Raw genomic sequence first — 14,145 nt, 5'->3', positions numbered from 1 at the left:
GCTTGCTCGCGATAGGGGTACATCAGTCACCATCAAGGTTGGCTGGCCTGCCGCTATCGCGAGCAAGCTCGCTCCCACAGGGTGTTCGAACAATCTGAATAAGAGACTCCCCCAACATGAGCGACTCCGGCCGCGCCGACGCACTGTTAGCCAATCTGCCCCGCAACGGCCGTGGCCGGCTCAAGGTCTTTCTGGGCGCGGCCCCGGGTGTCGGCAAGACCTACGCCATGCTGCAAGCGGCTCACACCCAACTGCGCCAAGGCGTGAAGGTCGTCGCCGGGGTGGTGGAGACCCACGGTCGCAGCGAAACCGAAGCGCTGCTCGGCGGCCTGGCGCAGCAGCCGTTGGTGCGCTCGGAGTATCGCGGCGTGATGCTCGAGGAAATGGACCTCGACGGCCTGCTCGCCGCCCGGCCGAGCCTGGTTCTGGTGGACGAACTGGCCCACAGCAACGCCCCCGGCAGCCGCCATGCCAAACGCTGGCAGGACATCCAGGACCTGCTCGCGGCGGGCATCGACGTCTACACCACCGTCAATGTCCAGCATCTGGAAAGCCTTAACGACCAAGTGCGGGGCATCACCGGCGTGCAGGTGCGCGAGACGTTGCCGGACTGGGTCCTGCAGGAGGCCGATGAACTGCTGCTGATCGACCTGCCACCCCGTGAGCTGCTGGAGCGGCTGCGCGATGGCAAGGTCTACGTGCCGGAACAGGCCCGGGCGGCGATCGATGCGTTTTTCTCCCAGACCAATTTGACCGCGTTGCGTGAGCTGGCGATGCAGACCGCCGCCGCCCAGGTCGACAATGACCTGACCCAGGGCTATCGACAACTGGGCCAGGCTGCGCCGGCGGTGCGCGGACGCTTGTTGGTGGGGGTGGACGGTGACGTGCAGGCTGAACGCCTGGTGCGCCATGCCAGCCGCGTCGCCCAACGTCGGCATCTGCCCTGGAGCCTGGTGCACGTGGACAACGGCAGCGCCCGTGACGAGGCCTCGCGCCAGCGTTTGCAGAGTGCCCAGCAACTGGCTGAACGCCTCGGCGGTGAAGTGGTGCTGCTGCGGGCCGGCGAAGTGGCCAGGACGCTGATCCAACATGCCAGCGAACGTCGCGCCACGCTGGTGCTGGTGGGCCAGTCCCGGCCACGTTTGCGCCGACGGCTGTTTGGCGGCGGCCTCGCTTCGCGTTTACTGCGTGATGCCCGGGGCCTGGAGATCAACGTGTTGGACAGCGATGAGCAACCGCGTCCCGCCCGCGTGCGTTCAAGCGCCGTCCAGACCGGGTTCGATTATGTGCTGGCGTTGTTGGCGACCGCGGCGGCCAGTGCATTGGCCTGGGGAGTCTCGGGGCTGTTGGCGTTGCCCAATATATCCCTGGTGTTCCTGATGGCGGTGTTGCTGGTGGCCGTACGCAGCAGCCTCGGCCCGGCGCTGGCCTGCGCGGCGCTGTCGTTCCTGGCCTATGACTTCTTGTTCATCCCGCCGAATTTCTCCCTGACCATCCAACGCGAAGAAGACGTTCTGACGCTGGTGTTTTTCCTGCTCATGGCCGCCCTGACCGGTAACTTGGCCGCCCGCCAGCGCCGCCAGTTGCAGGCCCTGCGCGACACCCAGCAGGAAACCGGTGAACTGCTCGATCTGTCCCGCAAACTTACTGCCGCCACCGACCGCCAGGCGGTGATCAGCGCCGCCGCGCAGCACCTCAACGGTTGGCACGACTTGCAACTGTGCCTGCTCAACCGCGACGGCCAGGGCGGTTGGAAAGTCGAGAGCGGTGAGCCGCTGACCTTCACCGAGGCCGAGCGCGCGGCGGCCGACTGGTCCTGGCAGCACGACCAGCCGGCCGGCGCCGGCACCGGGACACTGCCCTCCGGGCGTTGGTGGTGGTGGCCGTTGTCGGCGGAGGGCGGGCCGCTGGCCTTGTTGGGTGTATGCCCGAAAGAAGGCCAGCCCCTGAGTGGCCAGCGCCGCCGTTTGCTGGCGGCCCTCAGTCAGCCATTGGCCCAGGCGCTGGCCCGGGCGCAACTGGCCCAGGACCTGGAAGCGGCGCGTCTGCACGGTGAAACCGAACAACTGCGCAGCGCTTTGCTGGCTTCCGTGTCCCACGACCTGCGCACGCCGCTGACCGCCATGCGTGGCAGCATCGACAGCCTGCTGGCGCTGGGGGAGGCGATCCCACTGGCCGATCGTCGCGAACTGCTCGAAGGCACCCGCGATGAAGCCGAGCGGCTGGATCGTTACATTCAGAACCTGCTGGACATGACTCGCCTGGGCCACGGTGCGCTGAAGCTGGCGCGGGACTGGGTGGCCCCGGCCGACATCGTCGGCAGCGCGCTGAACCGCCTGCGCGCAGTGTTGGCACCCCTGGCGCTCAGTGTCGAGGTGCCCGCTGAATTGCCTCTGCTGTATGTCCATGCGGCGCTGATCGAACAGGCCCTGGTGAACGTGTTGGAGAACGCGGCGCGCTTCTCGCCGGCCCAAGGACGCCTGCTGCTGAGCGCCGGGGCGACAGACAATGAGGTGTTTTTTGCCGTGGCCGACGAAGGGCCCGGGATCCCTGAAGAGGAGCGGGAGAAAATCTTCGATATGTTCTACACCGCCGCACGCGGTGATCGAGGCGGGCAGGGCACAGGGTTGGGATTGGCGATCTGCCAGGGCATGGTCGGTGCCCACGGCGGGCGCATCAGTGTGGCCGAAGGTCTCGACGGACGCGGCACCTGCATCACGTTGCACCTGCCGTTGCAGGCGCAACCGGGCATGGACGATGAAGCCTGAGCCTGGCTGAGATACTCTTCTGTTACCCGCAGCTTGCCACCTGCTTGCCTTTCCACTTGATTGCAACGAACGAGCCCCATGAGCCAGACCGCGACCCTTTTGGTCATCGATGACGAACCGCAGATCCGCAAATTCCTGCGCATCAGCCTGAGCTCCCAAGGCTACAAGGTGCTGGAAGCCGGCACCGGCGCCGAAGGGCTGGCCCAGGCGGCGCTGAACAAGCCCGATCTGCTGGTGCTCGACCTGGGCCTGCCGGACATGGACGGCCAGCAGGTGTTGCGCGAGTTTCGCCAATGGTCGACGGTGCCGGTGCTGGTGCTCTCGGTGCGGGCCAGCGAAGCGCAGAAAGTCGAGGCGCTGGACAACGGCGCCAACGATTACGTGACCAAGCCGTTCGGCATCCAGGAATTCCTCGCCCGCATCCGCGCCTTGCTACGCCAGGCCCCGGCCGGCGAACCACAGGAAGCCGCGCTGAAGTTCGGCCCGTTGACGGTGGACCTGGCCTATCGACGGGTGCTGCTGGACGACACCGAAGTGGCCCTGACCCGCAAGGAGTACGCGGTCTTGGCGCAACTGGCGCGGCACCCGGGACGGGTCATCACCCAGCAGCAATTGCTCAAGGACATCTGGGGTCCGACCCACACCGAAGACAGTCATTACTTGCGGATCGTGGTCGGTCACCTGCGTCAGAAACTGGCCGACGACCCGACCCGGCCGCGGTTCATTGTGACCGAGGCGGGGGTGGGGTATCGGTTGTTGGGGGAGGGTGCTGTTTAGCCACAAAACTCCAAGCCAAGCACTGTTGTGGCGAGGGGATTTATCCCCGCTGGGCTGCGAAGCAGCCCCAAAAAAGCTTCAGGCATGATTTTTACCTGACACACCGAGTGTTCAGGTTTTAGGGCTGCTTCGCAGCCCAACGGGGATAAATCCCCTCGCCACAGGAGGCCTGCGATCACATTCAGTTCTGTTCACGCTCATACCGATCCAGGGTATCGCTGGCAATCTCCCGTCCCAACGCGATCAACTCCGGCGCCTTGTAGAACTCGAAAAACCGGCACACTCGTTTTGGCACGTTGATCAGCACATCCGGCGGGTAACCGGCGATCTTGTACTGGGCCAGCGAGGTCTGCATCACTTCGAAGCTCTGGTTGATCAAGTCCAGCAACGACGCCGGGCCGACGTTATCGATGATGAACGAGCCGGTGGCGGATTTCGGCGCGCCTTCGTTCTCCGGCGCGGCAGCTGGTTGTTGGCCTTCGGGCTCGGCCGAGTCGATCCACGGATTGATGTCGGCGGCCTCGGCCTTCAAGGCTTCCTGTTCCAGCAGCAGCAATTGCTCGGCCTGTTTGCGGCGAAACGGCAGGCGCGAGCCCAGGGAGCTGACCAGGGTGTCGAAGCGACGCCTGAACGCGGCGGGGCGCGGGATCACCGGTAATCGGTACTGTTTCTGGTTGGTGGCGTTGAGGTTGACCGCGATGATCAAGTCGCAATGGCTCGACACCACCGGCACGATCGGCAAGGGATTGAGCAGGCCGCCATCCACCAGCATGCGGTTGCCTTGCATCACCGGCGTGAACAGGCTGGGAATCGCCGCCGACGCACGCATTGCCTGATGCAGGCAACCTTCCTGGAACCAGATTTCCTGCTGGTTGGTCAGGTCGGTCGCGACGGCGGTGTAGGGGATGCGCAACTCTTCAATGTTGAGTTCGCCGACGATCTTGCGGATCTGCCCGAAGACCTTCTCGCCGCGGATCGCCCCCAGGCGAAAACTGACGTCTACCAGGCGCAGGACATCCAGATAATCCAGGCTTTCGATCCAGTTGCGGTACTCCTCAAGCTTGCCTGCCGCATAGATCCCACCCACCACAGCCCCCATGGAACAACCGGCGATGCAGGCAATGTCGTAGCCACGTCGTTCGATTTCTTCGATCACCCCGATATGGGCATAGCCCCGGGCGCCACCCGAGCCCAATACCAATGCGACACGTTTTGTCATGACCCGGCCTCTTGTCGAACAGACTTCAACAATGCACTTATCGACGGCTCGGCTCAATCCTTGTAGCGCAGGCGTCGTTTTTTGACACGCTGCGGCGGCATTTGCGTATGCTCGCCCACACTTGAATTTACGCGGTCAAGCAAGGCACTTTTCGCCGTTGCCACCGTCTTAACAGCACGACTGTTGACCTGACCTGAGGTGTTATTGATGAAAGCCCGGATCCGCCTGCCCTTGGTGGCATCTTTGATGGTTTTGGCCCTGGCCGGTTGCGCAGGTAAAACCGCTTACCGTGACAGCTGCGGCAGCCAACTCGACAGTGCCTGGCGTGAACTGGACCTGGCCAAGGCCGAAGGTTTTGCCGGCACCGTTAGCTACTCCAAGGCCCTGTCCCTGCTGACGGGTGCCAAGACCCAGCAGCAATTCGAAGCGTTCGAAGGCTGCTCCAAGAAAGCCGAGAAGGCACGTTTCTACATCCGCGAATCCCGCGCGGGACGATAAAGACAGCGACAAGCAATCAGGTGCAAGCTACAAGGGAAGGGCGCAGAATCGTTTTTCACGGGTAGCTTGCGGCTTGACGCTCAACGCTGTGTACGGAGTACGTCCATGATCGATCGGCTGGTGGCCCGCATAGTGGGCCTGGAAGTCCGCCTGTTGGCCTGTCAGGCCCGCTTGAATGCCCACACCGACAGCGAAGCGCTGCATGACCTACGGACCACGGTACGCCGTTTACGCAGCCTGCTGCGTCCACTGCGTGGGTTGCCCGGTGTCGAACAACTGGAAACGGCGGCTTCGGCGGTGGGCACCCTGACCACGCCTTTGCGTGACCGGGAAGTGTTGGCTGCTTACCTTGAACAACATGGCCAGGCCGAGGCGGCGCGGCGACGCCAACTGCAAATGGCCGATGCCTATCCCGCCGTGGCCGCGAGTGTCGAACTGGCCCAGTTGCTGATGATCCTCGATGCCTTCCCGCGCTTCATTCGCGCCGCCCAGCGTGAGGGGCTGCTGAAGAGTTTGCGCAAACGCATCGAAAAACGCCTGGACAAACAATGGAAAAAGCTCGATGAAGCCCTGCGTGATCCGGCCCATGACCGCCACCGGTTGCGCCTGCTGATCAAGCGCGTGCGCTACGCCATCGAAGCTTACCCTGAGCTCGACCGCCTGCCTGAGGCCGCCATGCCCCGGCTCAAGTCCGCCCAGGGCGCGCTGGGCGACTGGCACGATTGCTGGCAATGGCTGGCCAGGGCCAAGGAAGAAACCGATCTGCAAGCGTGTGTGCCCACCTGGCACGCCACGATGGAGAAGGCCGAGGCCAAGTCCGACAAGGTGCTCGACAAGCTGATTGCCAGTTGCTTCGAAAAAGCCTGAACCCGTCCCATTCCCTCTGTGGGATTTCCCCTTGTGGGACTTCCCCCTGTGGGAGCGAGCTTGCTCGCTATGACGGTGGTTCAGCTTGCATACGGATTGACTGATACACCGCTATCGCGAGCAAGCTCGCTCCCACAGGGGATTGGGGAATTCAAGATCCTCGGCTTTTCTGTCAGCCTCTTTGGCCGGAATAAGCCCTGTGCCGTCAGCCCGGTCTGGTTAAGATCCCTTCATCCTTTTCCCCGTTTTCGAGGTTGTCATGCGCTTTTCCGATTTGATCGATGCTGTACGCCGGCAGCCAGGTGCGGTGACTATCGCGCCTGAATGGGGCCAGGGTCGGGCCAGTTTTGGCGGGTTGGTGGCGGCGCTGCAATATGAGGCGATGCGTGCCCAGGTGCCGGCAGATCGCCCGGTGCGTTCGTTGGCGATCACCTTTGTCGGCCCGGTCGAAGCCGACGTGCCTGTCAGTTTCGAAGTCGACGTGTTGCGCGAAGGCAAGGCGGTGAGCCAAGTGTTGGGACGGGCGGTGCAGAACGGCCAAGTGGTGACCGTGGTGCAAGGCAGTTTCGGCGCTTCGCGCTCGTCCGTGGTGGCGGTGCAGGCCGACCCCGCGCCGGAATTCAAGAGCGTGGAGCAATGCCAGGAAATGCCTTACGTCAAGGGCATGACCCCGGAGTTCATGCGCCACTTGGCGCTGTGCTGGAGCGTCGGCGGCTTGCCGTTCAGTGGTAATAAATCCCGGAGCATGGGCGGCTGGGTGCGCTTGCGCGGTGACGTGCGGGAGGAGCCGCTGAACGAAAGCCATATCCTGGCTTTGGTGGACGCCTGGCCCCCGGCCTTGTTGCCGCACCTCTCGCAAATGGCCCCGGGCAGTACGCTCACGTGGACCATCGAGTTCGTCCAGCCGCTGCTGGACCTCACGACGCTGGACTGGTGCAAGTACCTGGCCGAGATCGAGCATGCCCAGGACGGCTACGGCCATGTCGCCGCGAAGTTCTGGAGTGCCGATGGCCGCTTGATCGCCCTGAGCCGGCAGACGGTCACTATTTTCGGATAAGGCTTTGGTTAAGGTTTACGGTTGTGACGATGGCGATCGCGCCAGGCGCGCCACCAGCCACCGCTGAGAAAGAACCGTGGAAAAGTCAGGAACTGCTCCACCAGCAGGCGTGACACGGCATCCTTGCGATCGCTGAACGGTTCGGAGGCCTGGGCCTCCAGGCTGTGTCCGTGACGCTGCAAGCCGAGCGCCGCGAGCAGGCCGATGATGCCGATGGCGACATCGCCCAGGCTCAAGCTGAACACCCCCGACACAATCAGCAGAAACGCGATGATGAACAGCGGCACGGCAATCAGGTGCAACACCAGGTTGGTGGGGTGGCGATGATTGTCGGGGTAGGCGCGCCATTGCCAGGCTGGAAGATTGGGGTGACGTTTGCCCATGATGCTATTCCTTGAACGAAACCGAATAATCCAAGGATAGGTCCGGGCGGGCGGGGCGGCGAATGGCGGTTGGCTATCGAGGCGATAGGTGGCCATACAGTTTTGCTGTTGTGGCGAGGGGACTTGTTTGTGGGAGCAAGGTTGTGGGAGCAAGGCTTGCCCGCGATAGGCGCAATACGGTCTTTGGTGAACCGAGGTGCCTCCATCGCGGGCAAGCCTTGCTCCCACAGAGGGAGTTTCCTCACCACAGGGAGTCAGGCAAGCCAGCGCTCTACAGTTTCAACTGCCCAATCGCCTTGCTCAACTCCCCCGCCAACGTCGCCAGTTCATGGCTGGTGGTGGCTGAGTCGACGGTCTGGCGCACGGTGTTTTCGGTCACGTCGCGAATACTCACCACCGCCCGGTTCATTTCCTCGGCGACGTGGCTTTGCTGCTCGGCCGCGACAGCGATCTGGGTGTTGCTCTCGCGCATTTGCGCCACCGCTGCGGTGATCTGGGCCAGCGCGTCGCCGGCCTCGCGGGCCTGTTGCACGCAATCGTCGGCCTTGAGCGAACTCTCCTGCATGAAGTCCACCGCGTCCCGAGTCCCGGCTTGCAAGGCCGAAACCATGGTGGTGATTTCATCCGTGGAGGCCTGTACCCGCTTGGCCAGGTTGCGCACCTCGTCGGCCACCACGGCAAACCCCCGGCCCATTTCCCCGGCCCGCGCGGCTTCGATGGCGGCGTTCAGGGCCAGCAGATTGGTTTGCTCGGCGATGCTGTGGATCACATTGACCACGCCGTTGATCTTCTGACTGTCTTCGGCCAGGCGCTGGATCATTTCGGCAGTCTGCTGCACCCCCGACGACAACCCGGTGATCGACTGCTGCACCCGGCCGACCACTTCGTGGCCGTTGCCGGCCAGGGTGTCGGCGGTTTTCGACAGGTCGCGGGTGGCGCCGGCGTGCTGGGCGATGTGATAGACAGTGGCAGACATCTCGTTGATCGCCGTGGCTGCCTGATCGGTTTCGCTTTGCTGGCCGAGCATGCCGTGGCGCACATCGTTCATGCTCGACGCCAGGCGCGCCGCACCACTGTCCAACTGCCGGGCAGTGCTGGCTACGGTGTCGACCACCCGTTGATAACCGGCCTGCATGGCGTTGAACGCTGCCGCCATCTGGCCCACCTCGTCCTTGCAGGCCAGGGGCACGCGGGCGGACAAATCACCGGTTTTTTCCACATGCAGCATCACGTCTTTAAGGGTGTTGAGTTGGCTGAGCAAAAAGCGGATCAACAGCTGCGACGCGCCCAACATCGCCAGCATCAACACGAATACCGCCACGGCGTATTGGCTGAAGCGTTCACCGAACACTTGGCCCAGGCTTGCACCATGGGCCAGCACCGCGATTTGCTGGCCGTCACCTCGACGGATCACTTGGGCGCCCACCAGCGGATTGTCGCCCAGCAGCGGCCCTGCATCGAGTTCGACCCAGCCCTCGGCCTGCACCAGCGAAGACAACGGTTGTTCGTGGAGCATCGGGATCTGGTCGCGCTGGAACGCCAAGAGGTTGTCGGCCTTGGGCAAAGGTTGTCCGACAGGCCAGGCATCGAGCACCTGTGCCTGGGCCTGGGCGTTCGCCTGGGCTGCGTGGTTGCGCGCCTGCTGTTCGAGATGCACGGCGTAGAGCACCAGCAGCAAGGTGGTGATAAAGGCGACCGCATTGACCGCCCAGAATTTGTATTTCAACGAGATATTGCTAAGCCAGGCACCCATGGAAGGTTTTCTCTGATAGCGGAAACAGCATTGGCAAGGTGCCATTATTCTGCCGCTATTCAGGCGCCGGGATTTTGATGTGGGTCAACAGACAACGTCGATCTCGAGGTTTTGATGGGAGCAAACGGATAACACCGATCCTGGTTTTTGGTGTGGACCCACAGACAACCAGATCCCTTGTGGGAGCGGGCTTGCTCGCGAATGCGGTGGATCAGCAAATACAACAGTGACTGACTCAACGCATTCGCGAGCAAGCCCGCTCCCACAGGGCATGTGTGTTTATTCGGAAATGACGGGCAATCCAAAAAACGCCCGGGCGCAGGCGCTGCTGTGAGCTGCCAGATCCTCCTGGGTTTCGCCCCGGTGCAAGGCCACTTCACGCAGAACCTCCGTCAGGTAGGCCGGCTCGTTGCGCCCATTCTTGGGTTTTGGCCGTAGCGTGCGGGGCAGCAGGTACGGCGCGTCGCTTTCGAGCATCAGCCGACCACAGGGTATTTCGCGCACCAACGGGTGCAGGTGCGTGCCCCGGCGTTCGTCGCAGATCCAGCCGGTGATACCAATATGCAGGTCGAGATCGAGGTAGCTGAACAGCGCCTTTTTTTCACCGGTGAAGCAGTGCACCACGGCCGCTGGCAAGTGATCGCGAAATTCCCGAAGGATGTCCAGCAAGCGCTGGTCGGCGTCGCGTTCATGCAGGAAGACCGGTAATTGCAACTGAACCGCCAGGGCGAGGTGTTCCTCCAGGACCTTTTCCTGCTGGGGACGTGGAGAGAAGTCGCGGTTGAAATCCAGTCCGCATTCCCCCACCGCACGCACGCGGCTGTGCATCAGCAGATCCTTGAGGTGCCGGGCGCTGTCGGCTGTCCACTCGCTGGCGCTGTGAGGGTGAATGCCGGCGGTGGAAAACAGCCGTTCTCCAGTGTCGTCGAGCTGTTGGCACAATTGCAGGGCCTGTTCACTGCCCTCGATGCTGGTGCCGGTCAAGACCAGTTGGCAGACCCCGGATGCATAGGCGCGCTCAAGCACCGCCTGGTGTTTGTCGGCGAAACTGGGGTTGGTCAGGTTGACGCCGATATCGATGAGTTGCATGGTGCTACCTCGGCCCAAAGGCCGGAAAGCATATCAGAGCTGTAGATTTATAAGAAAAGCCAAGAACTACAACGAGTTGAGGCTGTCTGTTAAGGCCGCGAGACACATCGGGTTGGTATAACAGCCATCACTGTGCCAGTCTTCCGCACTTTTTCAGCGTCTCAGGCGCTCTGTTTCTGTCGACTCAGCCTCGTTTTTCACGGAGGCGGTCGGCAGTATTCCTTCCGGAGAGTGGATGACACGTCCCCAGGTATTGTTACTGTTGTGTTGTTCGCTGCTGTTGCCGATGCCGGCCGAAGCGCGGCTGCCCGGGCCGGTGCAGGCCGTGGCGCCGGGCACGGTGCGCGACCTGGCGCAGATCCGCGGCAGCCGTGTGTTGAAGGTGCTGGTCAACCAGAGCCGCAACAGCTCCGGTGAAGTCCAGGGGCAACCCATTGGCGTCGAATACCATCGGTTGCGCGCCTTCGAGCAATACCTCAACGGCCACGCCCGTGACGGCCAGGAAATCACCCTCAAGATCATTCCCAAAGCCAAGGACCAACTGCTCGGTGCCTTGCAGCGCGGGGAGGGCGACCTCGTCGCACCGGGTGAGCTGCTCGAGCCCCAGGCCGGCCATGCCGTCAGCGCCAGCAATCCGATCCGTACCGACGTGCCTTTGCTGTTGGTGGGCATCAAGGGCGAGAAGCGCTACACGCGCGTGGAGCAACTTTCCGGCAAGACCCTGGCCCTGCCCAATGGCAGTGCGGCGGGGGATGCCGTGAGCCAGATCAACCAGAAGCTGGCGCTGCTCAAGTTGCCGCCGGTGAAGGTCGAATGGGTCGATCCCTCCCTGGCTGTGGAGGATGTCCTGGAGATGGTCCAGGGCGGGATTTTCCATTTGACCATCGTCGAGCAACCCATCGCCGAGCGCTGGGGCAAGATCCTGCCCAAACTGCGCTTCGACCGTCAGGTGTTGATTGGCGAACCGGGTGACGAGTATTGGTTCGTTCGCCGTGACGCCGCCATGCTGCGGGCGAGCATCGACCGATTCCTGGCGACCTATAAGGTGCCCTCCAACCAGGACGCGGCCTTCCTGCGTATCTATCGGCGTTTGTACCAGGTCCACTATCCGCTGGCCCGGGCCAATCGCCAACGCCTGGAAAAACTGCGCCCGGTGCTGCAAAAACACGCCGATGCCCAGGGCATGGATTGGCTCAACCTGGCGGCCCTGGCCTTCAAGGAGTCAGCCCTGCAACCCAATGCCCGGAGCGGCTCAGGCCCCACCGGCCTGATGCAGATCACCCCGGCGGCGGCCCAGCGGGTCGGGGTCAATAACATCCAGAACCTGGACGCCAATGTGCAGGCCGGCGCCAAGTACCTGGCCCTCATCCGCCGCAAGTTCTTTGCCAGCCCCAAGCTCAATGAGCGCGAACGCATGGCCTTCGTCCTGGCGGCCTACAACATGGGCCCCGAGCGCGTCCAAGGCATGCGAGCCGAGGCCCGGCGGCGGGGACTGAACCCCAACCAATGGTTTTTCCAGGTTGAGCGTATTGCCATGGAGCAGGTGGGAATGGGCGCCGTCAGCTATGTTAATAGTGTGAATAAGTACTACCTGGCATTTGATCGTGAACGGGAGTCCTTGGAACCGAAGGAGCAAAAGGTTGCATTGCGTAAGTGATCGAATAAATTGATTGGTATTACGGATTTTTTCCGCTTTTAACATGAATTTTATTGATTAATATAGCGGCCAACTCCCTACTACTCCCAAGGAATGACCTTATGAGCACTTTCATCAACAAAGTCCTGTTCACCCGCGCCGGCTATGGCTTGACTGTCCTGCGCATCGCCGTCGGTGTCATATTTGCCGCCCATGGCGCGCAGAAACTCTTTGGCCTGTTCGGTGGCTACGGCCTGGCAGGCACGGCGCAGTGGATGGAAAGCATCGGCCTGACCCCGGGCTATGTGATGGCGACATTGGCGGGCGGTACCGAGTTTTTCGCTGGGCTGGCGCTGATCATCGGTCTGCTGGCGCGTCCTGCGGCGCTGGGCCTGGCGCTTGTGTCGCTGGTGGCGATTTTCTCCGTGCACATCGGTAACGGCTTGTTCATGGCCAACAATGGTTATGAGTTCGCCCTGGCGTTGCTGGCGGGCAGTATTGCCGTGCTGATCGAAGGGGCGGGCAAGCTGTCGGTCGATCGCGCCATCGCAGGTTGATTGCTCGATTTGAACCTGAGGCTTGTCTTGTACGTAAAGCTGTTCACTTAGGAAAAACGGTGCTTCTTTCAGAAATGGGAAGCGCCGTTTTTTTTGGTTTTTTTGAGAGTGTTCGGTGACGGGTTGCTTTGGTGTGTATATCCATTTTTTGCGTAACGGCTACTTAGGGTTCCGCTTTTACAGCGGGTCACTTTTTGAAGAGCCCGGAAGCCGGCCCAGTCAAAAGTAACCAAAACGCTTCTGCCCCACCACTCGGAGCCTCGCCTAGGCTCGGTATGCCTGAACGAAGGCATTGCTCCGTGGGCCGTCGCGAAGGGCCATCCATGGCCCAGCGCGGCTACCTCGGCATCCATGCCGAGGTGCCCACTACGCAACACCTTCGTTCAGCCAGCGTGGTTAACGGGGCGCCCGAGATCAACGTCCACCGCGAGGCGGCCTGATAGCCGACCTGGTTCTGGGTGAAACCGCATTTCTCCTGTGGGAGCGGGCTTGCTCGCGAAAGCGGAGTGTCAGCCAATGAAGATGTTGGATGTGCCGGCCTCTTCGCGAGCAAGCTCGCTCCCACAGTGGTTCTGTGTCGGACATAAATTTGTGTTCACCGGAGATCCAGTGTGGGAGCGAGCTTGCTCGCGATGGCGGTGGTTCAGCCACATAGATGCCGGCATGAGCCCCGCTTTTGCTTTGCTTTTGATCTGGACGCCCCGTTAAACCACGCTGGCCGAACGCAGGCATTGCGCAGTGGGCATCCCGGCATGGATGCCGGGATAGCCGCGCTGGGCCATGGATGGCCCTTCGCGGCGGGCCCACGGAGCAATGCCTTCGTTCGGGCATGCCGAGCCTAAGCGAGGCACCGAGTGGTGGGGCAAAGCGCTTTTGGTTACTTTTGGCGCTTTTCCAAAAGTGACCCGCTGTAAGAGCGGAACCCTAAGTAGCCGTTACCTAAATAACGGATATACACACCAACTCACACCTCTCGGAACAGATAATCAGAAAACAGCATTACCGTCTTGCGCGGCCTTTTTTATGGGAAGTGATTCTTGACACTGGCCAGTCAGCTTCTCTAGGATGCCGCTCATGCGCCGATTTAAACAGCTACTTGCGGGGCGCCAGGTGACTCATCAAGTCGCCGATAGAAGCCGAAAAGACACGGCTTCGAAATACCGCTAAAGCGCTGGTTCGGTGTTGCCTCTCACCTGCCATGCAGACTTTTGAGGCAGAGACACGACACAATGAACGCACCCAGTCCCCTTGTACGTCTTGCGCCAATCACGGCGAACCTTGTGCAACGCAACCCGAAAATTCTCCTGGGCGGCACTCACCAGCCAACACTCTTGCGTTACCTCGACGGCTGGCCGCGTCGCAACCACGGGCCTGCTGCATTCCTGATCCAGTTTGTCGAAGACGGTGAGTCACTGGCGCGTTTTGCCAATGACAGCTTCGACCTGGCTGTCATCCAGTCCCCCAGCGCAGCGGACGCTCCTGAAATAATCCGGCACCTGACCCGTGTCGCACGGCAAGGCTTGATCACGCGCCGCTGAGGC

At 61.9% G+C, this 14,145-nt stretch carries 13 protein-coding genes; 9 read left to right on the top strand and 4 right to left on the bottom strand.

What is annotated here, in order from left to right; translation table 11 throughout:
* Positions 1 to 116: 116 nt before the first annotated feature.
* Positions 117 to 2,768, top strand: coding sequence for a DUF4118 domain-containing protein (locus tag AB4N80_RS25790; RefSeq protein ID WP_122568923.1), 2,652 nt, complete (start codon positions 117 to 119; stop codon positions 2,766 to 2,768).
* 78 nt (positions 2,769 to 2,846) lie between these two features.
* Positions 2,847 to 3,545, top strand: a complete 699-nt coding sequence (locus AB4N80_RS25785; protein ID WP_122568922.1) for a response regulator — start codon at positions 2,847 to 2,849, stop codon at positions 3,543 to 3,545.
* Between the two features lie 181 nt (positions 3,546 to 3,726).
* Here the strand turns inward: AB4N80_RS25785 and AB4N80_RS25780 are convergent, their stop codons facing one another.
* Entirely contained in the window at positions 3,727 to 4,764 is a 1,038-nt protein-coding gene (locus AB4N80_RS25780; protein WP_060738563.1) for a patatin-like phospholipase family protein, read from the bottom strand.
* A 207-nt stretch (positions 4,765 to 4,971) separates the two neighbouring features.
* Between AB4N80_RS25780 and AB4N80_RS25775 the strand changes: the two genes are divergently transcribed.
* The 3 genes from AB4N80_RS25775 (at position 4,972) to AB4N80_RS25765 (ending at position 7,186) form a co-directional block, all read left to right on the top strand.
* Positions 4,972 to 5,262 carry a hypothetical protein gene (locus tag AB4N80_RS25775; protein WP_122568921.1) on the top strand — a complete coding sequence of 97 codons (291 nt, stop codon included), beginning with the start codon at positions 4,972 to 4,974 and terminating at the stop codon, positions 5,260 to 5,262.
* Positions 5,263 to 5,367: 105 nt separating this feature from the next.
* A complete protein-coding gene (locus tag AB4N80_RS25770) occupies positions 5,368 to 6,129 on the top strand; it encodes a CHAD domain-containing protein (protein ID WP_122568920.1) in 762 nt (253 codons plus the stop codon).
* A 259-nt stretch (positions 6,130 to 6,388) separates the two neighbouring features.
* The gene (locus AB4N80_RS25765) at positions 6,389 to 7,186 is read left to right on the top strand and encodes an acyl-CoA thioesterase (protein WP_305483036.1); all 798 of its coding nucleotides are present in this window, start codon (positions 6,389 to 6,391) and stop codon (positions 7,184 to 7,186) included.
* Positions 7,187 to 7,194: 8 nt separating this feature from the next.
* Here AB4N80_RS25765 and AB4N80_RS25760 read toward each other — a convergent pair whose 3' ends face one another.
* From AB4N80_RS25760 to AB4N80_RS25750, 3 genes are all read right to left on the bottom strand, one after another.
* Positions 7,195 to 7,569 (bottom strand): terminase, encoded by a 375-nt coding sequence (locus tag AB4N80_RS25760; RefSeq protein ID WP_122568918.1) that lies wholly within the window; start codon positions 7,567 to 7,569, stop codon positions 7,195 to 7,197.
* Positions 7,570 to 7,840: 271 nt separating this feature from the next.
* Positions 7,841 to 9,322 carry a methyl-accepting chemotaxis protein gene (locus AB4N80_RS25755; protein ID WP_354336112.1) on the bottom strand — a complete coding sequence of 494 codons (1,482 nt, stop codon included), beginning with the start codon at positions 9,320 to 9,322 and terminating at the stop codon, positions 7,841 to 7,843.
* Between the two features lie 279 nt (positions 9,323 to 9,601).
* A complete protein-coding gene (locus AB4N80_RS25750) occupies positions 9,602 to 10,411 on the bottom strand; it encodes a TatD family hydrolase (protein WP_354336110.1) in 810 nt (269 codons plus the stop codon).
* 235 nt (positions 10,412 to 10,646) lie between these two features.
* On the opposite strand from AB4N80_RS25750, the gene AB4N80_RS25745 reads away from it, so the two are divergent.
* The 4 genes from AB4N80_RS25745 to AB4N80_RS25730 all read left to right on the top strand — a co-directional run bounded on the left by AB4N80_RS25745 (position 10,647) and on the right by AB4N80_RS25730 (position 14,142).
* On the top strand, positions 10,647 to 12,068 hold the full coding sequence (locus AB4N80_RS25745; RefSeq protein ID WP_122568914.1) for an MltF family protein: 1,422 nt from the start codon (positions 10,647 to 10,649) through the stop codon (positions 12,066 to 12,068).
* A 101-nt stretch (positions 12,069 to 12,169) separates the two neighbouring features.
* Positions 12,170 to 12,604: a DoxX family protein gene (locus AB4N80_RS25740; protein WP_305483037.1), complete on the top strand. Its 435-nt coding sequence runs from the start codon at positions 12,170 to 12,172 to the stop codon at positions 12,602 to 12,604.
* Between the two features lie 275 nt (positions 12,605 to 12,879).
* Positions 12,880 to 13,044, top strand: coding sequence for a hypothetical protein (locus AB4N80_RS25735; protein ID WP_163006873.1), 165 nt, complete (start codon positions 12,880 to 12,882; stop codon positions 13,042 to 13,044).
* 789 nt (positions 13,045 to 13,833) lie between these two features.
* Positions 13,834 to 14,142: a class I SAM-dependent methyltransferase gene (locus AB4N80_RS25730; RefSeq protein WP_122568553.1), complete on the top strand. Its 309-nt coding sequence runs from the start codon at positions 13,834 to 13,836 to the stop codon at positions 14,140 to 14,142.
* Positions 14,143 to 14,145: the final 3 nt, after the last annotated feature.

It is taken from the genome of Pseudomonas sp. H3_A02 (assembly GCF_054671965.1).
The sequence above is the reverse complement of the archived record's forward strand: the minus strand, read 5'-3'. Positions and strand labels throughout refer to the sequence as shown.

Bases quoted from the DNA above. Each gene is read 5' to 3' on its own strand.
- AB4N80_RS25770 (WP_122568920.1), top strand. From the start codon at position 5,368: ATGATCGATCGGCTGGTGGCCCGCATAGTGGGCCTGGAAGTCCGCCTG.
- AB4N80_RS25790 (WP_122568923.1), top strand. From the start codon at position 117: ATGAGCGACTCCGGCCGCGCCGACGCACTGTTAGCCAATCTGCCCCGC.
- AB4N80_RS25765 (WP_305483036.1), top strand. From the start codon at position 6,389: ATGCGCTTTTCCGATTTGATCGATGCTGTACGCCGGCAGCCAGGTGCG.
- AB4N80_RS25750 (WP_354336110.1), bottom strand. From the start codon at position 10,411: ATGCAACTCATCGATATCGGCGTCAACCTGACCAACCCCAGTTTCGCC.
- AB4N80_RS25775 (WP_122568921.1), top strand. From the start codon at position 4,972: ATGAAAGCCCGGATCCGCCTGCCCTTGGTGGCATCTTTGATGGTTTTG.
- AB4N80_RS25730 (WP_122568553.1), top strand. From the start codon at position 13,834: ATGAACGCACCCAGTCCCCTTGTACGTCTTGCGCCAATCACGGCGAAC.
- AB4N80_RS25755 (WP_354336112.1), bottom strand. From the start codon at position 9,322: ATGGGTGCCTGGCTTAGCAATATCTCGTTGAAATACAAATTCTGGGCG.
- AB4N80_RS25780 (WP_060738563.1), bottom strand. From the start codon at position 4,764: ATGACAAAACGTGTCGCATTGGTATTGGGCTCGGGTGGCGCCCGGGGC.
- AB4N80_RS25760 (WP_122568918.1), bottom strand. From the start codon at position 7,569: ATGGGCAAACGTCACCCCAATCTTCCAGCCTGGCAATGGCGCGCCTAC.
- AB4N80_RS25735 (WP_163006873.1), top strand. From the start codon at position 12,880: ATGCCTGAACGAAGGCATTGCTCCGTGGGCCGTCGCGAAGGGCCATCC.
- AB4N80_RS25745 (WP_122568914.1), top strand. From the start codon at position 10,647: ATGACACGTCCCCAGGTATTGTTACTGTTGTGTTGTTCGCTGCTGTTG.
- AB4N80_RS25740 (WP_305483037.1), top strand. From the start codon at position 12,170: ATGAGCACTTTCATCAACAAAGTCCTGTTCACCCGCGCCGGCTATGGC.
- AB4N80_RS25785 (WP_122568922.1), top strand. From the start codon at position 2,847: ATGAGCCAGACCGCGACCCTTTTGGTCATCGATGACGAACCGCAGATC.